This window comes from Alkalispirochaeta alkalica DSM 8900 (genome assembly GCF_000373545.1).
GTDB lineage: Bacteria > Spirochaetota > Spirochaetia > DSM-27196 > Alkalispirochaetaceae > Alkalispirochaeta > Alkalispirochaeta alkalica.
In genome coordinates this window covers 1-25105 of record NZ_KB891710.1, presented here as the reverse complement: position 1 = coordinate 25105, position 25105 = coordinate 1, and the positions used below count along the sequence as shown (strand labels likewise).

The window sequence follows — 25105 nt, the reverse complement described above, 5'->3', positions numbered from 1 at the left end:
AACCGCGAGGGAATCATCTCCAAGGATTATTCTCCCACCACGATTATTGTGGAACCCACGAACGAGGAGCTCCAGATCGCCATCGATACCTACGAACTGGGAACTAGTTCCGCTCCATGACCCTGCTTACGGCGACAGATTTTCACCAGTGGGTNCGCTGCAGGCGGCAATGGAAGGCTTCGGGCGGGCCCTTTCCCCGGGANATGACAAGCGAGGTCAACCTGCGGGAAACGGCCCGGACCATCGCTACAGGACAGGCGCTTCTCGCGGGGGATGCCCGCGACCTCCTGCCGGACCGGGCCCGGGAAGAAAACGTTCCCGCCACGGTCCGGGTTCTCCGGGCCGGGATCGCCCCGGAGGAGATGCAGGGCTGGGCGGAGGAGACCGCTGCCGCCGTGGCCCGGGGAGAGGCCTTTATCAACGGTCTGGTCCTCTCGGGGAACCTGGCCCTGGTTGTGGACTGGGGGTATTTTCACGGGCGCGGTGGTGGCTGGGAGCTCTCCCTGTTCCGGCCCGCCACGGGTCTGCGGGGAATCTACGAAGACGAGGCCGCCCTGCTTCTGGAGGGCTGGCAGGGCCAGGGCTATCCTCTGGCGGGCCTTCACCTTCGCTATCTGGGCAAGAAGGATCGTCCCGACAGCTCCTGGAGCGAAGAGGACTGGCGGGGCCTCTTTCGGGAGAGCACCCTCACGGGGCGCGCCGGCAAGGCCCTGAAGCGGGTTGTGCCGGAGCGCCAGGAGCTTCAGGACTACGCCGCTCGGGACAGGGATCTACCGGCAGACTACCGGTGTCGCCAGGGGTGCCCCCTCTGCGAGGGGGCGCCGGCCGAGGCCCCGGAGGGGCGGTACAGCGTTCTGACCCTCCACAAGGGCCGCCATCTGGGGCGGGATCTGCAGTCCCGGGGCATCTTCGATCTTCGTGAGATCGATCAGTCCCGGGAGAAGGATCTCACCGAGCGCCAGCGTCGCCAGATCGATTCGGTGATCTCGGACCGGCTCTTCATCGACCGCCGGGGGCTCGCTGCCTTTCTCGGGCGCCTTCAGTGGCCCCTCTTCTTTCTTGATTTCGAGGCATCGTCGCAGTCGATTCCTCCCTTTCAGGGGCTGGCCCCCTACGAACACACCCCGATTATCGCCTCGCTCCGGTGCCAGAGCGAGCCGGGCGGGGAGTCCCGGCCGAGCCGGTTTGTCNGTCTCCCCGGGACAGACCAGCGGGAGGCCTTTTTTCACTGGCTCTCCCGCGCCGTGGGCGATCAGGGGAGCCTGGTGGTTTTCAGCAAGCCCTTCGAATCGGCCATGGTGCGGCAGCTGGCTTCCGTGGCGGGCGAGGCAGCGCGGGGTCAGGCCCTGGTGGGCCGCATGGTGGACCTTCTTGAGCCCTTCGCCGATTTTCTGGTCTACCACCCGGGGCAGTGCGGCAAGGTCTCCCTGAAGCGGGTTCTGCCCCTCTTCACCGGGGGGGGCTACGAGGAGGTGCGGGTTCGCGATGGCCTCCAGGCGAATTTCTCCTGTACCCGCTGGGCGGATCAGGCCGTTGCCTCGGGTTCCTCCGGTGCCCCGGGTTTCCCCGGTGCCNGCGCCGCCGAGGGGGTCAGCGTTTTTCTGGAGGGGGCGCTCAAGGGAACTCCCCGGCGCGACGAGCCTTATCTGGCATCGCAGGAGGAGGTCTGTGCCTATTGTGACGTCGATACCCGGGCGATGGTAGACCTGGTGGAAGCGCTCGCCAGACTGCTGGAAGAACCGCTCTCCTGAACTACCGGGGCCGGAGGGGCCTTCAGCGCACCTGGAAATAGGGGATGCTGGCAGCCATCTTGTTGGTTCTGAGGGAAACGTAGTCTCCCCTCAGAATCTCCGGGTCTGCCTGGAGATAGAAGCGCACGGGAGCGGTGGGGTCGAGCACCCCGATCGTCCCGGTCCGGGGGTCGACCCGGATGTTTATACGCAGATCCTCCTCCAGGAGAAGGGCCAGATCTTCCCTGGTGAGGTTGACTCCCCAGGGCCGCAGGGCCTCCACGATATCGAGGCTCACAAAGTCATCCACCAGGAAGCGGCTCAACTCGGGGTTCTGTGCCAGAAGAGGGTCCCGGGCCAGGTCCATGACGCTGTTGGTGGTGCTCTGGTAGAGTTGNGCCCGCAGGCCGTAGTGCTCGGGCCGGGTCAGGCGGGTCTGCTCCCGCGTGTCCAGGTTCATCCAGAGGAGATAGCTCCGGCCGCTCCCCCAGGATCGCCGGCCCCTGGCGGGATCGTCCACGCCCAGGTGAATNCCGAAACCGGCGTGCACGTCGCCGCCCGTCCCGAGAGGCTGCTCGCCGAGCCCCCCCGAAACGTAGCGGATGGAGAACTCCAGTTCGTAGGGCTCGTCCTGGGGAACCCGCCGGTCGGCCCGCGCCAGGGGGTCCCGGGGGTCCTGCTGAACCAGTCGGCCTTCCTGGACCTTCCANTCCCCGGCCCCGGGGAACCAGTTGTGNAGCTCTGAAAAATCATCCCGCAGGATCGGCCCCGCCCCAGGAGGGGGCGCTGCCGCCAGGTGGGGCCCCGCCGCGCAGAGGAGCGCCAGGAGGAGCACGGTCGGTCTCTTTTGCAGGTAGTATGCGAACACCCCGTCATGATACGGGTGATTTTCTTTTGGGGCAACCTCGTGGACCCGGGAAGAGATCCCGGTGTAGACTGCTCCCATGGAAGATAGCCGAGAACTGGCAGGATATCAGAGGGCGTTTCTCCTGCGCCAGGCCCATCGCCTGAAAGCGGTGGCAACCGTGGGGAAGCAGGGGCCCTCGGAAAGCGTGCATCGCCACGTGGACCAGGAACTGGATAATCACGAGCTGATCAAGGTTCGTTTTTCCGATTACAAGGACGCTCGCCGGGAGATCGCCCGGGACCTCTCGAACCAGCTTCAGGCTCGCCTGGTTGCCGTGGTGGGTCACGTGGCGATTCTCTATCGTCCCGCGCGGGACCCCGAGCGCCAGAAGCTGCATCTGCCCCAGCGTCCCCGGGGGGATTCTCCGTGACGAACCACTCCCGTTCCCGTGTTTCAGCCCCGCCTTTTTCCGCCCCCCGCCAGCCGGAGCTTCTGGTCGAGCAGGGGGCTTTCTCCGGGCTTCCCGACCTCCTGCGGGCCCGGGGGTTCTCCCGGCCGGCGATCATAACGGCAGGAGACTCTCTGCGGAGCCGTCCCCAGTGGGAGGATCTCCTGGATCACCTGAAAACCGGGGGATGGNACTGGTTTGACCACGCCCTGCGGGGCGAGCCCGGTCCTGCTCTGGTGAACAGTCTGGTCTCCCGGGTAGGGGCCGAGCTTCCCGAGTGCGATGTTGTCGTTGCCGTGGGAGGGGGAAGCGTGCTCGACGCGGCCAAGGCCCTGGCTGCCGCTCTGGCCATGGATGCCCGGGATAGCCGGGAGCCCTTCGACATCACGGATTTTCTGGAAGGTGTGGGCACCAGGAAACCCTCGGGGGAGACCCTTCCCCTGATCGCTTTTCCCACCACGGCGGGCACGGGCAGCGAGGCCACGGCCAACGCCGTGCTCAGCACGATCGGGCCCGGAGGGTTCAAGAAATCCCTGCGTCACGATAACTATGTCCCCCTTCTGGCGGTGATCGACGCGGATCTGCACCTTCAGTGCCCCCTGGAAGTAACCCGGGCAGGCGGGCTCGANGCNATTACCCAGCTCCTGGAGGCCTGGGTCTCCACGGGGGCACAGCCCCTCACCGATGCCCTGGCTCTCCAGGGACTGACCCTGGCGGGGGAGGCCTTCCCGGCACTGCTCCGGGGCGATGACTCGCCGCTGCTACGGCAACAGATGGCTCTGGCAGCCTATTTCAGCGGGGTCTGTCTTGCCGCGGCGGGACTCGGTCTGGTCCACGGCTTTGCCTCTCCCCTGGGGGCGTTCAGGGATATCCCCCACGGAACGGTCTGCGGCATTCTTCTGGGGCCGGTGACCCGCAGAACCCTGGAAGGAGCCTCGGGCGATACCCTGGAGCGTTACCACCGGGCTTCGCAGGCTCTGGGGCTTGCCCCCCGGGCGGATGCCCTGGTAGAGGCGGTCCAGGCCTGGGCCGCACCGCTGGGTCGGCTCGGCGACTACGGTTTTACCCGGGACGACCTTGATCCGGTGGTGGCGCAAACGGGCCTGAAAAACCACCCTCTTCAGCTCGGTCAGGCCGACCTGAGGGCCCTGCTCGACGAGGTGCTATGACCTTTCTCACGGTCTGTCTCAACCCGACTCTGCAAAAAACCCTGGTCTTCGAGACTCTCGAGGCCGGCGAGGTCAACCGGGCCAGGGAGGAACGGCTCGACGCCTCGGGGAAAGGGGTAAACGTCACCCGGGTTTTGCACCAGCTGGGAGAGCAGGTGGTGCACCTCACCCACGCCGGGGGGAGGGAGCGCCCGCTCTTTGAGGAACTCTGCCGGGAGGATGGGCTCGCCCTGGAGATCGTCCCCTGCGAGGCCCCGCTCCGGACCTGCACGACCCTCCTGGACCGTTCCCGGGGAACCACCACGGAGCTGATCGAGCCCACCCGCGCTGTGGAACCCGGTCTCGAGGCACGGCTCCTGAACCGTTTCCGGGAGCTTCTTCCCGCCGCCGGAGTAGTGGTGATCTCCGGGTCCGCTGCCCCGGGGTACAGGGACGATCTCTTTGCCCGGATGATCGCCGAAGCCCGCGGGGCCGGGTGTCTCGTTGTGGCCGATTTTCGCGGTGAACCGCTGAAACTGGCCCTGGCCAACGACCCCGCGCAGCGGCCCCAGGTGATCAAGCCCAACCTCCAGGAGTTTGCCGCCACCTTTTTCTCCGGCCAGCAGGCCCTCATCAGCGAGCACGCCACCGATGACGCCACCCTCGATCGGGCCCGGGAGGTCATGGGTGATCTCGCCCGGTCCGGTGTTCGGGTGGTGCTCACCAGGGGGGTGAATCCTGTGCTTTTTCTGGACGATGAGGGAATGCTGCGGGAGGCTCCGGCGATTCCCCTGGAACCGGTGAACACCATCGGGTGTGGTGATGCGTTTACGGCGGGTTTCGCGGCAACCCTGGCCCGGGAAGAGGACTTCGCTCTGGCGATCGAGGCCGGGCACGCTGCAGCCGCCATGAACGCCGTCCTCCTGAAACCGGGGAGCATCCGCGAGAGTTCGCTCGACCGGTAATCGGTCAGAGACCCACCCGGGGCGTGCGCCTCAGGAAGGGGAGCGCAGGGAGGGTGCCGAGAGGATGCGCTCGAGCCGCCTCCGGTAGTCCCGGGTCGAGCGGAGTATTCCCCCCCGATGCAATTCCGCCCAATCCCGCCTGGTGGTCAGGAGTGGCCACTGGGGGAGGTCCAGCAGGACAAAAGCAAGCCCCGAATCGAGAAAATCCAGGTGTTCTTCCTGACGCCGGAGCCGCAGGAGCAGCTCTTCCAGGGCGGCCCGGCGAATCTGTAGCGCCCGGTCAAGGCGCTCCGGGGGCTGCAGGGTGCGTTTTGGCTGGTTTTGAACCGCCTGGTTCGCTGCCGGGCGGGAGCGATCGGGAGCGAGCTGTTCCAGAGCCTCCCGGGCTGAGACCAGGCGTGCCCCTGTATCCAGACCCTGATCGTTCAGGCACAGAACCGCAAGGCCCGGAACCTCCCTCTGCAGCTCCGCCGTGGCGTGGCGCATCTGAAGCGCCTGGTCTGCCAGAATCGCGTCGCCCCGGATTCGTTCTCCCGTTCTGAGGAGAACCTCCTTCCGGGGCCGCAGGACATACTCGTGATTCCCGTCGCGTCGCAGGAGGCGGGTCATATTTTTCCGCATGAGCCGGTCCCCGGCGGTGAGCCGCGCGTGGGTTCGGGGAAGGCGATAGTGGAAATCGATCCCCACCGCAAGAAGGGTTCTCACGCCCAGGGTTCGTACCAGTAGTTCCATCGCTGCGGGGGCCACCGATCCGCGAGGGTGAGCAAGAGGGATCCCCTCCAGAACCTGCGAGGTGGAATCGGATGAGAAGAAGGAGCCCTCCGCAAAGCGGCTTGCAAAGAAACTGCGCTGTGCCGGCGGAAAACGGCGCGGGATGGCGGGGTGAACGGTCAGATCGGCGATCAGCTTCACCCGGTTCCACCTCCAGGGAAGCAGGTCCAGGGCGTTGGCGAGCTGGCCGTCCATGGCAACGATCAGGGCCGGTTCGATCCCCGCCTCGGCCAGGGCGGGCAGGGCCGTATCCAGGGCAACCAGGGGAACTCCTCGATCGTGGAGGGTTCGCACCACCTCCAGGCGATTCTCCAGATCGCACCCGGCCCCGAGGAGTACAGCCCGGGAGGAGGGGACGCTTCGGGTCAGATCGTGCAGGGGGGTCTGGTCGAGGCAGGCGTTTGCCAGAAGATTGGTAACCCATCGCCGCCCCAGGCGAATCTGGGTTCCCCGGTTCGACCAGAAGCGCTGTACCACCTCGCGCAGGGCCTCTTCCAGCCGGGCGTAGGCCCCGGCGTGCAGACGGGATCCCCCCGTGGCGTGGACCCCGACGATTCGCCGCAACCCCCGTCCCTCCACAAGGCGCTGCGCTTCCCGAAGGGCCTCCTCCGGGGTGGAAACCCGTGGGAACTGCAGGCAGCCCCGATGGGTAAATTTGCTCAAGCGGTGCTTTCCGAGTGTGAAGAGGGCCTGCTCGAACTCTACCAGCAGGAGGACCGTGGTAGGGGGCAGGCGTTCCAGCAACTGGGGGAGCCCCTCCCCCAGAAGGGGCGAGAAGACCACCACCAGGGCCTGCTCGGGCAGAGGGTCGGGAAAACGTCTGAGAAAGGAGGAGGCGGCGTCGCGACTGTTCAGGCGACGCCCCCCCAGGGAGATCACCACCCCCGAGGGGGTGGGGTCAAGCTGAAGATCCTGGTCCCTGTCAGCGGTTGCCAAGAACGTAGCGGTTGAAGGCGGCCTGGAACATATCGTCCAGGAGCTCCTCCTTCACGTAACTGGAGGCAACCTCGTCCATCTGGAACTGGCGGAGAATCATGTCGTAGGCGTTCACAAGAAAGGTTGTGTCCTCGGGGTCGACCTGCCGCTCCTCGCGGAGCTCCAGAACGATCGCCGACCGCCGGAGCATGACGGGCTCGCTGACAGTTCCCTCGTCCAGCGAAAAGGCCGTGAGCAGGAGATCCTCGCGCGAAGCGGCTTCGGCCAGATCGGGAATCTCCGGAACGTTCCAGGGGGTGAAGAGCTGAAGGTTGCCGTAGTTTATCGGCAGGAAGGGAGTCTCGATGATCTCTTTGCCCCCTCCCCGGGCAGTCTCCTCGAGCGAACCCTGGCGGGCCGCACGGGCAAAGGTCTCGGCCTCGTCGCGGACAAAATCCTGGATTCTGCCCTGTTCGAACATCTGCATGTAGTCCCGGGCCTCCCGGAGCGTGGCCTGGTCGTCGTCGCTGAAGGGGGCGGGGGTCTGGTCGGCGCGGTAGAAGGACCACCCCGAGGTGGTCTCCACAAGGCCGGAGAGTTCCCCCTCTTCGAGAGCGGTAATCTCTGCAAGATCGGGAGGGTTCAGGAGTTCCTGCTGGACCTCGTACCCCCAGATGCGCCCGATTTCACCGTTCTGGTCGGCGAAGAGATCCCGCGAATAGGTCCGGGCCAGCTCCTCAAAGGGTGCTGTTCCCTGGTCTGCCCGGGCACGGACCTGCTGGGCCTCCTCGCGGCTGGCCAGGGTGATCACCGAGAGGTTCAGCTCGGTGAAGAGGTCCCGGTTGTCCCGGGCGTAGTGGGCTACCTGGTCTTCGGGGAAGGCCGAGAAGGGAAACCGGACGACCCGAAAGGACCGCTCGGGCCCTGACATGGCGGCGACGAAGGCTGCTTCCCGGGAGCTTGGGCGACTTCCTGCGAGGGTGTCCTCCACAATGAGGTCAAACCGTTCCGATTCCCGGTGAAGGGTGCGGAGGGCAAACTGCTCCTGGTTCCCCAGGGCCCGGTAGGCGGCAGCGTTGAAACGGCCGTTCTGCATGAACCGGGGGTCCCGGGCGATAAGCTCGTCCACCCGGGCCTCGCTGATCCGCAGGTTCGAGCGATCCCCCTGCTGGAGGAGGGCCGTATGCATGATCGCCCTGTTAAAGGCCTGGCGCCAGGCGATGCGGAGCTGCAACTCCAGGTCCATCTCCCCGTGGGTGTCGCGCAGGGACTGGGCGATCATCTCGTACTGGCGGGCAAAGTAGTTCCCCGGGCGGTAGGCAATCTCCTCACCGTTGTAGCGGCCGAAAACGATTCGTCCTGCCGGGTCTCCAAAACTTCCCACGGCGGGGACCCCTACAAAGGTTACCACCACCAGCACCAGGATGATCACACTGCCGATGTAAAGCAGGGTGTTTCTGGTGGATCGGTGGGCGGGCCTGGGTTTGGTATTTTTTGTTCGACTGTCTGACCGGGTGGTACCGGTCTCTCTGGAATCTCCCATGAGCTTGAAACTTCCTCTTCAGAGAGCGTTAATATGAGCCGCAACGGTAGCATGGGACCTCCCGGCTGTCAACGAACCCGGGCAGGTCGAAATTGGCCTGCACCCGGGCGGGTCGGCGGGGTTGACCAGCCCGCCCCCTTATTGGTAGATTCCTCTCCTGTTGCAGGGTTCCGCTCCCGCTACGGGGCAGATGCAACAGGCAGGTTGTTCCACACTATCGGGCTGTAGCGCAGGGGCTAGCGCGCGCCGTTCGGGACGGTGAGGTCGGAGGTTCAAATCCTCTCAGCCCGACTTCAATCCCCCTTCTGTTTTCCTGATTTCTCCTGATTTCGGCTCGGTATTTCCTGAAGCTGTCTTTCTTTTCCGCAGGCCGCCCCTAAACCGGGGGTGTCCCGGTGCCGACCATTAAGAGCGGAAGGTATTATGCGGCACACGTTGACATTTCTAATCGCCCTCGTTCTGGGTAGCGGTATCGCCTGGGGAGAGACCATCGAGCACGAGGTAAAGCGGGGTGAGACCCTCTACGGAATCGCCCGGCGCTACAATATCACGGTTCGCCAGCTCTCGGAGATCAACCGTCTGGAGTCGCCGGACCTCCTCCTCCCGGGCACACTGCTCACCGTGGCCCGTCACCACGAGGTAAAGCGGGGCGAGACCCTCTACGGAATCGCCCGGCGTTACCAGACCACGGTTGAGGAAATTCAGAGGATAAATCAGCTCGAAGGCGTGACCATACGGATCGGACAGCGGCTGCAGATCCCCCTGAGATCTCCCGGGGATGCGGAGAAGTCTCTCCAGACACCCTCATCGGGAATCGCCGCATCGCAGGATTCCGCATCCGCGCCGTCGTCCAGGGCGACCGGACCGTCCGGGCCGACCGGATCATCCGGGGAGGATTCTTCCGCACAAAGCCCAGACCGGGAGACCCCGGCGGCAGAGACCGCTTCCCGGGATCGGCCTGCCCTCATCCCCCTGGCCCGGCAGATGGAAACACCCCTTTCCTATTCCCGGGGAGGTGCCTGGCCTGTGGCGGGTGAGCACATCCGGCTCGAGGGAAAGCTTCCCGGCCTGCTCATCAGGGCCGATCGGGGCACCCCCGTGGCGGCCGTGGCGGCGGGGCGAGTGGTCTACTCCGGCCCCCACTCCACCTTCGGGAACGTGGTTTTTGTCCAGTCTCCCCAGGGGTATATCTACGTCTATGGAGGGCAGGAACGCGTCCAGGTACAGGTGGGCGAGGCCGTTCCGGCGGGCGCTACCCTGGGAACGGTCGGGACCAGCCCCGCCGAGGCAGGAGGATCGGCGCTCTATTTTTCAGTCTGGCGGGGCGAGGCCTTTGTCGACCCCGAGACGGCTCCCCGGGGGTAGGATCGTTCCGGATTCTTCGGGAATTCTCGGGAATTCCCGGAATTTCCCGATCCCGGGGCCGCTTCCGGCGAAGCCTTCCGAAATTTTTTTCAGGGAAAACGTTTTCTTTCCTCATTTACCGGTTTTTCTGCTGGGATAATCTGCAGGGAGTGATAGAATTATAAGAAAACAAAAAGGTATGGGGGCATCTGGAATGGGTTCGACAGCAACACGGAAGGGACGGAGCAGTTCCCGGTCATCGAGTAATCGGAATGATTCTGGAGTGGTCGCGCGGCCCGCGCAGGGAGGGTACGACGGTCAGGCGGGATCGGGGGATACCGACCCCCTTGCGTTTTACCTCAAGCAGATCTCCAACTACGCCCTTCTCACGGTGGGGGAGGAACAGGAGATCGGGCGCCTCATCCAGGAACTCCGGGCCGATCTGGAGGCCCTCCGGTCCGGTGAGGAGGACCATTCCTACACCCGCGACGAGCTGGCCCGGGAGATCCTCCGCCGCGAGGAAGCGTTGCGGACCTGCAAGGGGCGCATGATCAACGCAAACCTGCGGCTGGTTGTCTCCATCGCAAAGAAGTACCAGAACCGGGGGCTCTCCCTCCTCGATCTGATCGACGAGGGGAACATCGGCCTGATCGAGGCGGTGGAGCGCTTCGACTACACCCGGGGGTGTCGCTTCTCTACCTACGGAACCTGGTGGATACGCCAGGCGATCATCAAGAGTCTGGCCGACAAGGGGCGGGTCATCCGCATTCCCGTGCATATGCTCAACACCATCAAGAAGTGCTTCTTTGTCTCCAAGCACCTCACCCAGGAACTGGGGCGGGATCCCCTGAGCGAGGAGGTCTCGCAGTATCTCAATGTCACCCCCGACAGGGTTCAGGAGATCAGCCGTCTTTCCCAGGACACGGCGTCGCTCGACGTCACCCTGGACGACGAGAGCGGTACGCGCCTCTCCGATCTCATCGAGGATGAACAGCAGGAACAGCCCTTCGATCTGGCCTTTCATCTGACTCTGCAGGACACGATCGAGGGCGTCCTGACGGAGCTCAGTGAGCGCGAGATGCGGATTATCAAGCTGCGCTTCGGGTTGGGCGGCGAAGGCCCCTATACCCTGGAGGAAACGGGGCGGTTTCTGGGCGTCACCCGCGAGCGGGTTCGGCAGATACAGGAAAAGGCCCTGGAAAAGCTGCGGGAGAGCGCCGTGATCCAGGATTTCCGGAACCTCTACTGATCCTGATCTGGTGATCCTCTTTTTCGGGGGCTCCCGAGGGCCGGAGCAGAAGTTTTCCTGCTCCGGGATGTTCCGGCGGGGCGTTTCGTCGGTATATTAAACCCATGTGGTTTGGTAAGGAATCAGGAAAGGGCGGTGCCGGNGGGGATCCTCAGGAAGATCTTACGCCCGTGACCACCCGGGGTGGCGACGATGGCCGCAGTGGCCTGCTCGATGGCTCGCGGCGTTTCAAGGATGATCCGGTCTTTGACGCTCTGGGGTACGTCGACGAGGCCCAGGTCGCGCTGGGCGCCTGTCGGGCCGTGGCGGGGCTTCCCGAGACCGCCCGGGACGCCCTGGCCCGGTCCCTGGCCGGTCAGATCGAGACGGAGCAGTACAAGCTGCTTGTCGCCGGAGGGGTCATGGCCTGTCCGGTGAACGTGCCCTTCCTGGCCGGTCAGGAGGTGATCACCGACGCCGACGTAGCCCGTCTGGAAGAGCGAATCACCTGGTGGCGGGGCCAGGCAGAGCTGGAGCCCCGCTTTTTTGTGGCCGGAGACTCTCTCCTGGGGGCGGAATGCGATCGGGCACGCACGGTGGTGCGCAGGGCCGAGCGGGCCGTAGTCCGGGTGGTGCGCGCCCAGGGGCGGGAAGAACAGAAGGCCGTCTCCCGCTATCTGAACAGACTCAGCGACTGGTTCTTCATCCTGGCCCGGTGGGCCGACAGGCGCTTCCCCCTGGCGGAATAACCGGCGCGGGCCAGCTCTGGCGCAACTCGCGGGCCAGCTCCCGGGTCCGGTTAGTCCGGCCCGGGGTCGACCCGTCGCAGATCCCAGAACTCCAGCGAGTCTCCGCGCAAAAACATCTCGCCCTCCACGGTCTCCCCCTCAAGAACCGCAGGGAGCCAGAGAATATCGTCCTCCCACATCTCTTCGTAGGGAATCGATTCCCGGGGGCACCAGAAGGGCAGGGCCTCGTCGGTCTCGCAGAGAAGCCCCTCCCAGGCCGTGGCCGTGAAGATCTGCACCTCCAGGCGGTAGCCGTCGGCGAAGGCAAAGCGGAGGACCCCCTGGTAGCGGGGCTCTACCGGAACAAGCCCTACCTCTTCCCGGGTCTCCCGGATCGCTGCCTCGCGGGGAGTCTCCCCCGGTTCGGTCTTTCCGCCGGGGCCGTTGATCTTCCCCGCACCAAGCCCCCGTTTTTTTCTGATCAGCAGCAGGGAATGGGGCGTGCAGAGAAAGCAGAGCACGGCCGTATCGTGGGGACGGTAGCGCTCCCAATCCAGGGGAGAGGGGGTATCGCTCTGTGCCAGGGATCGCGGGGCCAGAGCGTGCGGGGATTGTGATCGCGGGGACTGCGACTGTGGGGACTGCGGTCGCGGGAAAAATGTCTCGAGTGAAGCCCGTTTCATACCGACCCTATCCTATAAGAGAGAGACGAACATTGCGAGAGGTTTTCAGGAGGTGCTATACTGTGTCGGCCATGGATGAAAGGGATGTGGAGGAGAGGGAGAAGACCGGTCAGACCATGGACGCCCCGCCCCCGCCCGGGAACCTGCCCCGGCCCGAAGAGGTGATCGCCGCCGTCTACGGCCGGATCTCGACCCTTCGGGAAGCGGGCAAGACCCCCTCCTCGATCGTGCTGCCTCCCGCGCTGTACCGGATAATACAGGATTACCGCGCCCGGCTGGGCGAGAGCCCCCGGGAGGTACCGGACTACCTGGGCAAGTACGAGATGTTCGGACTGCCTCTGTACACCGATTCGTGCACAGCTATCGTTATCCGCACCCGGCCCGGATCCTCGGGAGCGGTCGCGCAGTGACAGGGAGGCGCTTCATGCAGAAAACAATCTTTTTTCCCCGGAGGGGGTGCTCAGGACGGTGCTGTCCCGTGACGCTCGTGGCGGCCTTCTCCTTTGCCGTGGCCATGGCTTTGTCTCCCCCCTCCCTGGGTGGAGAGGAGGCCCTCAGGACCCTTCGCGGCGAGGCAATCGCCCTGGTACCCTTCGAGAACCCCTCGGACCGGGAGGCTCTGGAGAGAGTCGCCCGGGAGCTGGAGGAGGCGCTGAAGCTCACCCTCCAGGTGAGCGGGCAGTTCGACCTGCGGCACCTTCCCCCCGAGGCGGTTCACGATCGGGATAGCCTGCTCGGGCTGGCCCGGGATCGCCGCATCGACGGGCTCGTACTGGGTGAGCTCCGGGATCTTTCGCGAGGAGAGGTTCTCCTGAAGATTTCTGTTCTCGATGTCTCCCGGGGGGTGGTCCTGAAAAGCCGGGAACGGCGCAGCTACGGTGATTTTGATCTCGACGAGGCCGCCCGGGAGGTGCTGGCGGAGATCGCCTCGGCCCTGCTGGGCTACCCCGTCCATTACGCAGCGCTGGTCTTTCAGCCCTCCCGGGAGGGGGTTCCCTACCGGGTATTCCTGGACGGTGTTTCCCTGGGAAAAAGCCCGAGGGAGGCACCCCACGTTCCCGAGGGTGTGCGAACCCTGGAGATCACCGTTGCCACCAGCCGGGGCGAGATACCCGTCTACGCAGCGGACCGGCTTCTGCGTTCCGGCGAGGTTCAGGAGATCCCCTTCGCGCTGCCCGGAATAACGAGCCTGGAGCAGCGGGAGATCCAGGAACTTCAGCGCGGTGCCCGCCACCTGCTGGGCGATCCCGCTGTTCACGATCAAGCCTGGGAGCTCCTGCGCGAGAGCGCCCGATTGCTCGCGGCGGTTCCCCGGGATCGCCTGGAACCGCTGCGGCGCGAGCAAAAGGGGCTGGAGTTGCTCTGGGAGCTGGATCGGGAGTTTTCCCGGCTTGCTCCGGAGAATCTTTCCCGCAGGAGCGACTGGTACACCCCGGGAGATCCCCTGCGAGGCCTTGCCGTGACGGAACGAGTCCAGCAGGAGGACCCCGGCAGCAGCGCCACAACGCCCCCGGTTCGTCGCAACGCCCTGGCCCTCTTCCGGCTTCTGGAGTTGCGCTGGGCCCAGTCGCTGGCCGAAGAGGCCTGGGACGAGGCCGCGCTGGTCCTGGAGGATCTGGCTGCCGTGGATCGGTTCTTTCACCTGGGTGAGGCCGAGCGTCTTGCCGNGCTCCGCCAGGACTATCTCTCCCTCCTGGTGAGGGTCGAGGGGCAGCGGGACCGGAGCAGGGTCCTTCCTCTTCTGGGGGTTGGTGCCGGTCTGGGCGGTGTGGCGGGGGGGAGCTACCTGTTGGTCACCGATGTGGCCAGCGACTACAGCGACAGCCCCGGTCCGCTCTTCGACTGGAGCGAGTCCGAGCTCGTCGATATGGCGGCCGGGGGTCTCATTGTAGCGGGTGGTGTCCTGGCGGTGGTCTCGGCGGTCCGCCTCGTCCGGGGGCGATCCTCCATCGATGGCCCGCTGCGGGACTGGAGCAGGGAGGAGCAGGGGCAGATGATCTCCGCAGCGGAGGCCATCTTTTCCTGGACCCCCGGGCCCGGCCAGGGAGCGCGGGTGGTGATTCTGGGCCCTCCGGGAGAGATCGTCTCCCTGGGAGACCGGATCGTTACCATGCCGGCCCTGGTCCCGGCCGAGCAGGGACGGGCCTTTTCCGTGCATCGGCCCTTTGTGGTTTCCCGCGACCGGACCCGCCTGGTGCCGGAGGGTGTCTCGATCATCGTGGTGGACTAACCCGGGCGGATTTTCTGGTCCGGGGAGATATCCCGAACCGGGCGGATGACCCGATCAGGGAGGGGGATCCGGACCGGGGGGCGCGCTCAGACCGGGGAGATCTCCCGGACCGGGGCGGCGTCTTCTTCGACGGCTGCCGCCAGAAGGGTGCGTCGCCGTTCCGCCAGGAGCGTCTCGACAAACTCCCGCGACCTTCGGGGATCCTCGCGGAAGTACAGAAGGTGGGATTCGCAGGGGCTGTCGCTCGCCCCGAAACGGGGGATCGAGCGGTCTGCCAGAGGCAGGAAGGCCTCAACCAGGGTTGCCTCGTCGAGCCCGGGGCCCCGGAAGGGAAAGGCCTCGACCCAGGAAGCCTCCTCGCGAAGATAATCGATATGCCAGTGCAGTTTCTTGCGTCCCCGCCGCCGGTGGCGGTTTATCCGCGCCTGGAGCCCCTGCCTGGCCGATCCTGCGTAGAGATACCATCCCGGTGGATACCGGACCGTACCAAGGGCCCCCGTGGGGATCAGTTGTTCCCGGGGAAGGTGCAGCAGGATGGCGTAGCACCCCCGATCATCGAGGTGAGAGGTGATCGCCTCCCAGGGAAGGGTCATGTCCGTCCGCAGGGAGGCGATCTCTCCCGGCCCCTCCCAGGAGACGCCCAGGGGAATAACGGGGAGAAGATCCCGTGCCTGGACCAGGGCCCGGGCAAAGGCGGGGTCGGTGTGCACCTCGGGAACAAACCACCGGCACTGATCGCTGTGAACAACGACCAGGAGCGCGCCGCGACCGCTCCGGGCCAGTTCTTCCACGTGACGCCGTCCCCGCTCGGTTACGGCGTCGGGAAACATGGCAAAGGGTCCGTTAAAGAGCGTGCAGGATTTAACTTCCAGGTACCGCTCTTCGCCCGCGTCGTTCCGAAGGAGAAAGTCGACGCGGCTCCGCGTTCCCGGGAGGGGCGCCTCGGCGCGGAGAATGTTCCACCCCCGCAGGGCGGGGATCAGCCCCCGGCTGATCAGGTGTTCCGCAACCCGGTTGGTTCGGCCCGTGTCGAGATAGACCGTCCCCCCTGCGGGGCGGCTGGCGCTCACCACCTTCCAGGGATGGAGGGCTCCCTCGGCCCCGGGGGTAACCGAGAGGATCGTGCCGGGGAGCAGAATTTCCCGCAATTTCCCCGGGTTCGGCAGGTATGCCGAGGTCTCTTCTTCGGGCTGCCAGGATTCCGGGCCGTCCCGTTCCAGTCGGTCGGGCGCTGGCCGGTCGGTGCAGGGAGGGGCCTGGCAGGGCTCCAGGGCGATCTCCACGACGAAGCGGTTGCGACGGCGGAGGAACCGCGCCCTGCGAAGCGGTCCCGGTGGCGCGAAGGATGCCCCGCCGGGACAGAGTTGCGCCGGGGCATCCGGGAAAGGGGCGCACCGTCTTGACGTTTTTTCTGTGTCCATGCTAGATTCCTCTCAACAACAGCGCGAGCGTCGTATAATGGCTATTACCCCAGCCTTCCAAGCTGGAGATGTGGGTTCGATTCCCATCGCTCGCTTTTCGCCTTCCAGTTTTACGTTCCGGCCCTGAACCGCACCCTTCACCCTGCATTGCATCCGTCACCACGAAGATCACCCCCCATCCCGAACCACCCTGAAGGTACCGCTTTTTCTGCCCCGGGCAAAGGGCCATGGCAGGAGCGGGTATTGACGAACCCGAATATTTCCCCAGACTTGAAGGGTATCGTCTCTCCCGAAGATTCACGCAGGAGACGCCGGGGGGGCTTAGCTCGGGAGAGCTCGCCCGGCCCTGTCCAATTTGGTGTACCCTCCANCGATTTCGGTGTACCATGGGATCAGGAGAAAGGAACCATCATGAAATTTCAACTCGAAGCCTATACCCTCGACCGTTTTGCCGACCGCGTCTTCACCCTCTACGGAGATCGTCCATCGCTGGCCTCCTACGGCAGCGAACCCTGCACGTATCGTGAAATGCAGCAACGCATGGTCGAGCGCCAGGAACTCCTCCTCTCCCGGGGGATCGGTCGGGGGGACAAGGTCGCCATCGTGGGCACATCCACCCCGGAGTGGGCAATTGCCTACCTGGCCGTCATGACCCTGGGAGCCGTGGCCGTACCGATCATGGAGGAGTTCCCCGCCGAGGATATCCGGGGCATCCTGGATCGCGCCCGGGTTCAGGGAGTCTTCACCACGGACCACCTCTGGAACACCTTCGGCGACGATCATCTGACGGGATTGCGCCTGGTCTACGAGATGCAGCAGGACCGGGTGCTCCGGGAAGATCCCGCTGAACCGCGATCGCNTGAGCCCNTCCACGAGGAGGACCTGGCGGAGATCCTCTTTACCTCGGGAACCACCGGGTTCAGCAAGGGCGTCATGCTCACCCACCGGAACCTGGTCTCCAACCTCTTCGAGGGGCCTGACCTGGTGGGGTGCATCCACGATCACTCCCGCACCCTCTCGCTTCTTCCCCTGGCTCACGCCTACGGTTCAACCTCGGGGTTCCTTTCCATCATCTATAACGGATCAGCCCTGTACTTTCTCGGCAAGAAGCCCACGCCCAAACTCCTGATGTCGGCCCTGGCCGAGATTCAGCCCACCATCCTCGGTGGGGTGCCCCTGATCTTCGAAAAACTCTACGCCCGCAAGATCGCTCCCCTGATCGCGCGCAAGCCCCTCTTCCGGTGGCTCGCAGCGGGGCCCAGGCGCAAGAAATTCCTCTACACCCTCATTGGCGCGCGGGTCCGGAAAAGCTTCGGAGGCAAAATCGAGTGTGCAATCATCGGAGGCGCACCCCTTTCCCGGGAGGTGGAACTCTTTCTCCGGGCTGCCCGGATTCCCACCGTTCTCGGCTACGGCATGACCGAGGCGTCGCCGTTGATCACCTTCAGCTCCCGGGAAGGCGTGAAGATCGGTTCGGTGGGCCACCCCGTCACGGACGTCGAGATCAAGATAGTCGATCCCGACCCCGCCTCGGGAGTGGGCGACGTCTGGGTTCGCGGACCCAACGTGATGAAAGGCTACTACGAGGATCCCGCCGAGACCGCCGCCGTACTGACCCCCGACGGGTGGCTCAAGACGGGGGACAAGGGATANCTCGATGAGGATTCCTACCTNTACCTCAAGGGACGCAGCAAGAACGTCATCATCGGCCCCTCGGGGGAGAACATCTATCCCGAGGTGATCGAGGGGCTCCTGGTGCAGTACGTTGAGGTAGACGAAGCCCTGGTTCTGGAACGGGAGGGGCGGCTGGTGGCCCTGGTCTACCCCTCACCGGATCTCCTGGAAGAGATGAACCGCCGGAGCGGAGGGCAGCAGAACGCAGAGACGGCTCGAGCCCCTCGGGGGAGAACATCTATCCCGAGGTGATCGAGGGGCTCCTGGTGCAGTACGTTGAGGTAGACGAGGCCCTGGTTCTGGAACGGGAGGGGCGGCTGGTGGCCCTGATCTACCCCTCACCGGATCTGCTGGAAGAGATGAACCGCCGGAGCGGGGGGCAGCAGAACGCAGGGAAGGCTCGCACGCACATCGAGGAACGGCTGGAAGCGGTTCGCCGCGAGGTAAACGGTCGCCTGCCCGGGTATTCCCATATCAGTGCAGTAGAGCTTCAGGAGACGGAGTTTGTGAAAACCGTGAGCAACAAGATCAAGCGTGCCGTTTACTACCCGCAGGATCAGGAGCACCCGCAGGATCAGGAGAATCCGCAGGATCGGTAACAGGCTCCCGCCCTCATCTCCAAGGAATCTCCCGGGAGAACCTCCCGGGGGCCCCGCCTCCCGGGACGGGCTCTTCCCGGAGGACCTCTCTCACCCGGGAGATCTCCTTCTCCGGGGAATNNCTCCCCTGGNTCCTCCTTCAGGGGCCTTCCGGGGCAAAAATAACCCCTATAAAAAAAATATATCCGACAATTCCCCTTTTCCCGGGGTTTCCCTTGCACCGGCGGGGTGGTTTTTTTATTATCACCACCGGAAAAACTATGGAGAAAAAACTGACAAAGATTGTTGCCACCGTTTCAGACAGACGGTGCGAGGTCGATTTTATCAAGGGCCTCTACGAAGCAGGCATGAACGTGGTTCGGCTGAACACAGCCCACCAGGACCCCGAGGGATCGTTGCAGGTGATCGGCAATACCCGGGCCGTCTCGGAAGAGATCGCCCTCATGGTCGACACCAAGGGGCCCGAAGTCCGCACCCTCCTGACAGGTCCGGCCTTTCCCGTCTCTGCCGGTGATTCCCTGGTGATCACCGACCATCCCCAGACCGGGANNGAACTGGGGACNACCTACCCGGGCTTTGTGGAGGACCTCGCTCCGGGCAAGAGCATTCTCATCGACGACGGCAGCCTGGAACTGCAGGTTCAGACCAAGGAGCCGGGCCGTCTGGTCTGCCGGGTCTGTAACGACGGCGAGATCGAGAACAAGAAAAGCATCAATGTCCCCGATGCCCACCTGAACGTCCCGGCCCTCTCGGAGAAGGACCTGTCCTTCATCCGGTTTGCCATAGAGCAGGATCTGGATTTTATCGCCCACTCCTTTGTGCGGAACGCCGAGGACGTAATCGCCATACAGAAGATCCTTGACGAGGCCGGCAGTGCCGTCAAAATTATCGCCAAGATCGAGAATCGCGAGGGGATCAGAAACCTGGAGGAGATCATTCCTCACGTAGCGGGGGTCATGATCGCCCGGGGTGATCTCGGGATCGAGATACCGGCCGAACAGGTGCCGGCCTATCAGAAGCACATCATCGAGCTCTGCCGGAAACACAAGCGCCCGGTGATCACGGCCACCCAGATGCTGCACAGCATGATCAAAAGCCCCCGTCCCACCCGGGCCGAAGTCTCCGATGTGGCGAACGCCGTCTACGACGGAACCGACGCGATCATGCTCTCCGGCGAGACAGCCCAGGGCGCCTATCCCCTGGAGGCGGTACGCACCATGACCAGGATCGCCCGGGAGACTGAACGGGCCAGGTCNCANTTTTCCCGGAACCAGTGGGTCGACCCCGACACAAACCAGCGGAACTTTCTGGCCAANACGGTAGATTCTGCCTGCCGGGAGCTCCCCATCAAGGCGATCCTGAGCGACACCGAAACGGGCAGAAGCGCGCGGGTTCTCTCCTCCTACCGCATGGAGGTGCCCATCTTNGCCCGCTCTCCCAGCAAGCGGGTGGTTCGGGAGCTAAGCCTGAGTTTCGGCGTCTTTCCCGCCTACATGGAGTATCAGGCCTCCACCGATCAGCTCGTGGCAAACTCCCTGGCGGGGCTGCTCCAGGAAGGGGTGATCGACGAACTCGATCTGGTGGTGATCATGGGGGGCGCCCCCGGACAGAGCGAGGGGACCAACTTTGTGGAGATCAACAAAGCCTCGGCCTGTCTCCATCTCTACAGCAGGGGAACCCCAAAATAGAGAAATAAGGATCTTTTTCCCTTGTGACGGGCTCCGGCTCCCGGTATACTAACGTTCTTGCGGAAATAACCTTCGTAAAGGTTTTTTCGCAATTTCATGGTATACACGGGAGCAGAAGGAGCCGGAACATGGGTGAACGCACGCAACCAGACGCAGCAAAACTGAACAAAAACGTAATATACACGGGGATTATCGGTCAGGGCCTGGTGATATTGGGCCTGGTGGCAGGCGTCGCGGGGTTTCCCCTGCCGGGCCTTGGGGCGGGCTTCCTGGGGGTCTGCGCCTCGGGCTGGGCCTGCGCCAGGGCGCTCCGCCGCTGGGGTGACATCGAGGAGACCTTCCGTCTNTCCCGTGACCGGGATCAGGCCTTTCGGGACCTCGGGAGCAAGATCCTCTCTCTGGCGAGCAGAAACAGCGAAAACGCCCAGGAACTCATCACGAGCATCTTCAGCGCNCTCGAAATCAACGANAAAATCCACCAGGGAGTCGACNACATCGGCGACCAGGTAGAGCGCACCAGGGAGGGCATCCGGGCNTCCTCCACGGCGGTCGAGGAGATCGGGGCAACCATNGAGGCGTTCATCAAGCGGATCGATTCCCAGTCCTCCGCTGTGGTCCAGACATCGTCAGCGGTGGAGCAGATGGACTCCCACCTCGGGAACGTCTCGCGCATCGTCGACCAGCACAGGGCAAATATGGCCGAGCTGGTGGATCTCACCGGAAAGGGCGAAAACCAGGCCGAGCAGACCAACACCCTCATCGAGGGCATTCACAACCACGTGGGAGCGGTCCAGGCGGTCATCCAGGTTATCAATAGCGTGGCCAGTCAGACNAACCTTCTGGCCATGAACGCCGCCATCGAGGCTGCCCACGCGGGCGACGCCGGGCGGGGCTTCTCCGTGGTGGCCGACGAGATCCGGAAACTTGCCGAGACCACGGCCCAGAACTCCAAAACCATCGGAGGAACCCTCAAGAAAATCGTCGCCGAGATCGGCCAGGCCAAGGAACTTGGCAGCGAGAACCTGGAATATTTCCGCAGCGTTCGCGCCGATGCCCAGGAGATNACCCAGGCCTTCCACGAGATCAACCGGGCTACGGTGGAGATCTCCCAGGGCAGCAGCGACGTCCTGAAAGCCTCCACCGAGCTGGTCACCATCACCCGCGAGATCCAGCAGGGTGGTCAGGAGATCGCCGTCAGCGTGCGGGATCTCGACNNGAGCGTCCGGGACATCCTGGAGGCCAGCGCCGCCACGGACCGGAACTCCGAGCAGATCGACGAGACCCTCACCCTGAACAACCAGACCCTGGCAACGCTGGCTGCGGCCAGCCTTCACGGNATCGAGGCGGTCCAGAACCTGGANGCCGACATCTCCTCCGATGCCGGATCCGCCATGAACTGCAACATGGTGGCCCTGAACCACCTGCGCTGGCTCATGAGCGCCCGCCAGGTGATCGAGGGGGCCGAGGAGTCCCGGCGGACCTTCCCCTCGCCGGAGCTGGAGACGTGCTGGCTCTCCCGCTGGATCCAGAGCCCCCAGGGCCAGCAGTATGCCGGAAGCCCCGCCCTCGGAGAGGTCATGGAGGTCCACCAGGAGTTCCATCATCTCCTGGTCCGCATCATGAAGAACGCCCAGGGAACACCCCCGGAGCGNCGTTCCACCGATCTCGAGGCCTCTCTGGAAGCGGACTACCGAAACCTCCTGACCTGTGCAGCCCGTTTTGTCGAGGCCCTCGACGCCTTCGGTGAAACCCGGGGTGCCCAGGCCGGGCAGGAGGCTCCGGCGAAGCTGGCTGGCTGACGGTTCCGGCCAGACTGTGAGGCTTCCCTCCTATCCCGTCTCGGAGATTCGCCAGGAGCTCNCCGAGACCGTTCGGGCCTGCCCCCTGACGGTTCTCCAGGCACCACCGGGAACGGGAAAGTCCACCCTGGTGCCNCTCTTTCTTGCGGAGGAGTTCCCGGGCGAGATCTGGCTGCTGCAACCCCGGCGCGCAGCCGTGCGGGCCCTGGCCCGGCGCCTGCGGGCTCTGGCAGGGGCGGACCTTTCCGTGGGGTGGATCACGCGGGACGGGCGGGACCTGCCCGGGGGGGCCCGGGTTGTTGTCATGACCGAGGGCGTCTTCCTGCGGCGGCTCGTGGCAGACCCCGAACTCCGGGGTGTCTCCTGCCTGCTTCTGGACGAGTTCCACGAACGCTCCCTGGCGGTGGATCTCTCNTTTGTCCTGGCCCGACAGGCCCGGGAGGTCTTCGCCCCGGCGCTCCGGCTTCTGGTCCTCTCGGCCACCCTCGATGCGGACTGGGTGGCCTCCCTGGGTGTTCCCGTGCTCCAGGCAGGGGTGCAGCCCCATCCGGTCGCGATCAGCTACAACCCGCCCGGTCCGGGAGAGAATGAAACGGTCCAGGCCCTGCGGGTCGGTCTTGATCGGCTTCGCCGGGGTGCCCGGGGAATCCTGATCTTCCTTCCCGGCGAGGCCGAGATCCGCCGCTGTCTGGAGGGGCTGAAGCGGGGAGCCCCGGGAGCGACGATCCTTCCCCTCTACGGACGGCAGACACCCTCGGAACAGAACCTCGCCCTGGAACCGCCCCCGGAGGGGCAGCAGCGGGTCGTGGTGGCCACCAACGTGGCCGAGACCAGCCTGACGATCCCGGGAATAACCTGCGTGATCGACGGAGGGTTACGCCGCCGCCCCGTGATCGACCGGGGCAGGGGAGTGCGCCGGATGGTGACGAGCCGCATCAGCCAGGCCTCGGCCGTCCAGCGGTCGGGGCGGGCGGGCCGGATGGGGCCGGGTGAGGCGATCCGTCTCTGGCCCGAGACGGAGAGGCTTCCCCCCTTCGATCCTCCCGAGATCACCACAGCGGATCTGGCGGGGCTTCTTCTTGTTCTGGCGGCCTGGGGTGATATCTCGCGGGACCACTACAGCTGGCCCGACCCGCCTCCCGAGGAACACCTGCGGGAGGCCCGGGAGCTCCTCGAGGATCTGGGGGCGCTCGATTCCCGGGGGAGAATCACCGCCCGGGGCGAGGCCCTGTACCGCCTCCCCCTGGATCCCCGCCTGGCCGCCATGGTCCTCGACGCCGAAGACGCCCCGAGGGCTGCCCTGGTGGCGGCGCTGCTGGAAGAGGGAGAGGTTCTCCTGCCCCCCGCAGCGGAGGAGGCCGGGGCGAATCTCGAGCGGCGCCTCGAAATCCTGGAACAGTGCGGGCAGGGTCAGGGGCGTTGGGGCGACACGCTCCGCCCCGGCGCGGCCCGGCGGATCGAAGCGGGGCTGCGCCGGATCCTGGCCACCCTGGGAAGGGGATCCCGCCGGTCCGCTCGGGGCGAGGCCGGGGGATGGGGAGGGGTCCCGGGGTGGGGGGGCCTTCTGGTGCAGGCCTTCCCCGACCGGGTGGGGCGCCGTCTCGAGGGAGAACGTTACCGCCTGATCCGGGGGGGCGAGTTTCGGCTTCTGCCGGGGCGGGAGGGCTTCGCTCCCGACTGGATCGTGGCGGTCGAGGTTCAGCAGGGCCCGGGAGGCGCCACGATACACCTGGCGGCTCCCCTGGAAGAAGAGACCCTTTCCGCCCTCGTGGCGGCCCGCGAGACGGTGCGGGAGGAGTATTTTCTCCACCACGGTCTGGTCAAGGTGCGGCACCGGCGATACCTGGGTGATATCCTCCTCTCGGAAACTCCTGTGGCTCTGCAACGGTCAGGCCGTGCCCGGGAGGCCGTGGTTGACCTCGTTCGTCGCGAGGGGCTTTCCTGCCTGGGGTGGAGCGATTCTGCCCGGCGTCTTCAGGAACGGCTGGTCTTTCTCCGGGCTCACCGGGTCCGGCTGGGGCAGGACTGGCCCGATCTCTCCGACCGGGGTCTGGAAGAAACTCTCCAGGAATGGCTTCCCGCCTTTCTGCCGAATCCGCCCGGGGCGGATTGCCTGAAAAAGATATCCCTGGGGGCCGTGCTGAAGAGTAGAATTCCCTGGGATCTCCTCTCCTTTCTCGACCAGCTGGCGCCCGAGTTCTTTCAGCTTCCCGACGGTTCCCGCCAGCGTTTGCGCTACGACGGTGACCGGTGGATTCTGGCCGCCCGGATCCAGCAGCTCTTTGGTCTTCAGGAGCTCCCCCGGCCGGCCGGTGTCCCCCTGGAGGTGGAGATTCTCTCCCCCGCCCGGCGGCCCGTGCAGCGCACCTCCGACCTGGCCGGTTTCTGGCGTTCCACCTATCAGGAGGTACGCCGGGAACTCCGGGGGCGGTACCCCAGACACGCCTGGCCCGAGAATCCTCTGGAGGTTCTCCCCGGTGACCAGCCCCCCCGCCGGCAGAGAAAATAAAAAAAGCACGAAACTCCGAAAAAACCCGTCCCCGGGCCGGATATCCTCTTTCCGGCGTGCTAGCTTTGTAGCGTAGGCAGGAACTCCCGCCGGTAATAGCACATGAGAAAGTTTTTTTCGGAACGCGCGCGGGGGCTCCTGGTCTCCACCATCACAGGGGTGATAGCTCTCGTCTTTTCCTGTTCCCCCGCCGGGATCTGGCAGCAGGACGTGCGGGGCTTTGTCGACGACGGCCTCTCGCTGGTGACGATGGAGTCCTACCGTCTCTCCCGGCAGGGCGAAACAGCGTCGCTGTCGCAGGCGATCCCGAACGAGCCCCACACCCTGAGAGTCTCTCTGCGGAACCCCCGCGATTTCGACCTGATCGTTGCACTGGAGGTGGGGGATCCGGGGCTCTACGATGGCGAGCCCCAGCTCGTGGCGGTGGATAACCGGCTTCTGGAGGTCCATTTTCACCCTCGGGAGTCGGCCCGGGACCAGGAACTGGCATTCCGGATTACCCTTCGGGCGCCCCAGACGGGGCGGACCTTCGCGCCCCTGGCGCTCTCTCTGGACTGCCGCTACCCCGCGTCGGACATCACCGTAACGATCGATCCGGAAACGCCGGGGGCCTTCGGGCTGGTTCTGACCCCGAACCCCCTCGAAGTGGTCCGGGGGAACTCTGTGACGGTGGGCCTCGCCGGGGGATCGCCCCTGGCTGGCGGGAGCGACTGGCGGTGGTATCTGCAGGGGGAGGTCCTGGCGGGCCAGAGCGGGTCATCCCTGACCCTGGGGACGGCTGATCTTCTGGGGGACTACAACCTGGGGGTCTCCGTGGTCTACCAGGGGGTTCTCT

The 25105-nt window shown here is 65.0% G+C and carries 18 protein-coding genes and 2 tRNA genes; 16 read left to right on the top strand and 4 right to left on the bottom strand.

The window, feature by feature from the left end:
* Nucleotides 1-116: 116 nt before the first annotated feature.
* The 4 genes from B071_RS0108585 (at nt 117) to B071_RS0108565 (ending at nt 5138) form a co-directional block, all read left to right on the top strand.
* Complete coding sequence (locus B071_RS0108585; RefSeq protein WP_018526692.1) at nt 117-1751, top strand: DUF2779 domain-containing protein; 1635 nt, start codon at nt 117-119, stop codon at nt 1749-1751.
* A 923-nt stretch (nt 1752-2674) separates the two neighbouring features.
* Nucleotides 2675-3007: a YhbY family RNA-binding protein gene (locus B071_RS0108575; protein WP_018526690.1), complete on the top strand. Its 333-nt coding sequence runs from the start codon at nt 2675-2677 to the stop codon at nt 3005-3007.
* Nucleotides 3004-4194, top strand: coding sequence for an iron-containing alcohol dehydrogenase (locus B071_RS0108570; RefSeq protein WP_018526689.1), 1191 nt, complete (start codon nt 3004-3006; stop codon nt 4192-4194). Before B071_RS0108575 ends, B071_RS0108570 begins: the two co-directional genes overlap by 4 nt.
* On the top strand, nt 4191-5138 hold the full coding sequence (locus tag B071_RS0108565; RefSeq protein ID WP_018526688.1) for a 1-phosphofructokinase family hexose kinase: 948 nt from the start codon (nt 4191-4193) through the stop codon (nt 5136-5138). The genes B071_RS0108570 and B071_RS0108565 overlap by 4 nt, the downstream gene beginning before the upstream one ends.
* A gap of 30 nt (nt 5139-5168) precedes the next feature.
* Here the strand turns inward: B071_RS0108565 and B071_RS0108560 are convergent, their stop codons facing one another.
* On the bottom strand, nt 5169-6845 hold the full coding sequence (locus B071_RS0108560) for a 6-hydroxymethylpterin diphosphokinase MptE-like protein (protein ID WP_018526687.1): 1677 nt from the start codon (nt 6843-6845) through the stop codon (nt 5169-5171).
* Nucleotides 6832-8367: a peptidylprolyl isomerase gene (locus tag B071_RS0108555; RefSeq protein ID WP_018526686.1), complete on the bottom strand. Its 1536-nt coding sequence runs from the start codon at nt 8365-8367 to the stop codon at nt 6832-6834. The genes B071_RS0108560 and B071_RS0108555 overlap by 14 nt, the downstream gene beginning before the upstream one ends.
* Before the next feature lie 218 nt (nt 8368-8585).
* Here B071_RS0108555 and B071_RS0108550 point away from each other — a divergent pair.
* From B071_RS0108550 to B071_RS0108535, 4 genes are all read left to right on the top strand, one after another.
* Nucleotides 8586-8658 (top strand) — tRNA-Pro (locus tag B071_RS0108550).
* A gap of 144 nt (nt 8659-8802) precedes the next feature.
* The gene (locus B071_RS18455) at nt 8803-9732 is read left to right on the top strand and encodes a LysM peptidoglycan-binding domain-containing M23 family metallopeptidase (RefSeq protein WP_169336322.1); all 930 of its coding nucleotides are present in this window, start codon (nt 8803-8805) and stop codon (nt 9730-9732) included.
* 262 nt (nt 9733-9994) lie between these two features.
* Nucleotides 9995-10960 carry a sigma-70 family RNA polymerase sigma factor gene (locus tag B071_RS0108540; protein ID WP_018526684.1) on the top strand — a complete coding sequence of 322 codons (966 nt, stop codon included), beginning with the start codon at nt 9995-9997 and terminating at the stop codon, nt 10958-10960.
* Between the two features lie 104 nt (nt 10961-11064).
* On the top strand, nt 11065-11688 hold the full coding sequence (locus B071_RS0108535; protein WP_018526683.1) for an ATP:cob(I)alamin adenosyltransferase: 624 nt from the start codon (nt 11065-11067) through the stop codon (nt 11686-11688).
* Between the two features lie 50 nt (nt 11689-11738).
* Here B071_RS0108535 and B071_RS16740 read toward each other — a convergent pair whose 3' ends face one another.
* Nucleotides 11739-12350, bottom strand: coding sequence for an 8-oxo-dGTP diphosphatase (locus B071_RS16740; protein ID WP_157703099.1), 612 nt, complete (start codon nt 12348-12350; stop codon nt 11739-11741).
* A 62-nt stretch (nt 12351-12412) separates the two neighbouring features.
* On the opposite strand from B071_RS16740, the gene B071_RS0108525 reads away from it, so the two are divergent.
* Complete coding sequence (locus tag B071_RS0108525) at nt 12413-12760, top strand: hypothetical protein (protein WP_026245099.1); 348 nt, start codon at nt 12413-12415, stop codon at nt 12758-12760.
* 1906 nt (nt 12761-14666) lie between these two features.
* On the opposite strand, the gene B071_RS16735 is transcribed toward B071_RS0108525, so the two are convergent.
* The gene (locus B071_RS16735; protein WP_083914715.1) at nt 14667-16001 is read right to left on the bottom strand and encodes a DNA/RNA nuclease SfsA; all 1335 of its coding nucleotides are present in this window, start codon (nt 15999-16001) and stop codon (nt 14667-14669) included.
* 23 nt (nt 16002-16024) lie between these two features.
* Here B071_RS16735 and B071_RS0108510 point away from each other — a divergent pair.
* The 7 genes from B071_RS0108510 to B071_RS16725 all read left to right on the top strand — a co-directional run.
* Nucleotides 16025-16096, top strand: a tRNA-Gly gene (locus B071_RS0108510).
* A 316-nt stretch (nt 16097-16412) separates the two neighbouring features.
* Nucleotides 16413-17927: an AMP-binding protein gene (locus tag B071_RS0108505; RefSeq protein ID WP_018526678.1), complete on the top strand. Its 1515-nt coding sequence runs from the start codon at nt 16413-16415 to the stop codon at nt 17925-17927.
* Nucleotides 17924-18274, top strand: coding sequence for a hypothetical protein (locus B071_RS0108500; protein WP_018526677.1), 351 nt, complete (start codon nt 17924-17926; stop codon nt 18272-18274). The genes B071_RS0108505 and B071_RS0108500 overlap by 4 nt, the downstream gene beginning before the upstream one ends.
* A gap of 260 nt (nt 18275-18534) precedes the next feature.
* Nucleotides 18535-19962: a pyruvate kinase gene (gene pyk / locus B071_RS0108495; RefSeq protein WP_040587911.1), complete on the top strand. Its 1428-nt coding sequence runs from the start codon at nt 18535-18537 to the stop codon at nt 19960-19962.
* A gap of 128 nt (nt 19963-20090) precedes the next feature.
* Complete coding sequence (locus tag B071_RS0108490; protein WP_018526675.1) at nt 20091-21761, top strand: methyl-accepting chemotaxis protein; 1671 nt, start codon at nt 20091-20093, stop codon at nt 21759-21761.
* Entirely contained in the window at nt 21670-24270 is a 2601-nt protein-coding gene (gene hrpB, locus B071_RS16730; protein WP_083914713.1) for an ATP-dependent helicase HrpB, read from the top strand. The genes B071_RS0108490 and hrpB overlap by 92 nt, the downstream gene beginning before the upstream one ends.
* A gap of 102 nt (nt 24271-24372) precedes the next feature.
* Nucleotides 24373-25105 (top strand): hypothetical protein (locus tag B071_RS16725; protein ID WP_040587910.1); only part of this gene is annotated, 733 nt, incomplete at its 3' end.

Bases quoted from the DNA above. Each gene is read 5' to 3' on its own strand.
- B071_RS16735 (WP_083914715.1), bottom strand. From the start codon at position 16,001: ATGGACACAGAAAAAACGTCAAGACGGTGCGCCCCTTTCCCGGATGCC.
- B071_RS0108575 (WP_018526690.1), top strand. From the start codon at position 2,675: ATGGAAGATAGCCGAGAACTGGCAGGATATCAGAGGGCGTTTCTCCTG.
- B071_RS0108565 (WP_018526688.1), top strand. From the start codon at position 4,191: ATGACCTTTCTCACGGTCTGTCTCAACCCGACTCTGCAAAAAACCCTG.
- B071_RS0108555 (WP_018526686.1), bottom strand. From the start codon at position 8,367: ATGGGAGATTCCAGAGAGACCGGTACCACCCGGTCAGACAGTCGAACA.
- B071_RS16740 (WP_157703099.1), bottom strand. From the start codon at position 12,350: ATGAAACGGGCTTCACTCGAGACATTTTTCCCGCGACCGCAGTCCCCA.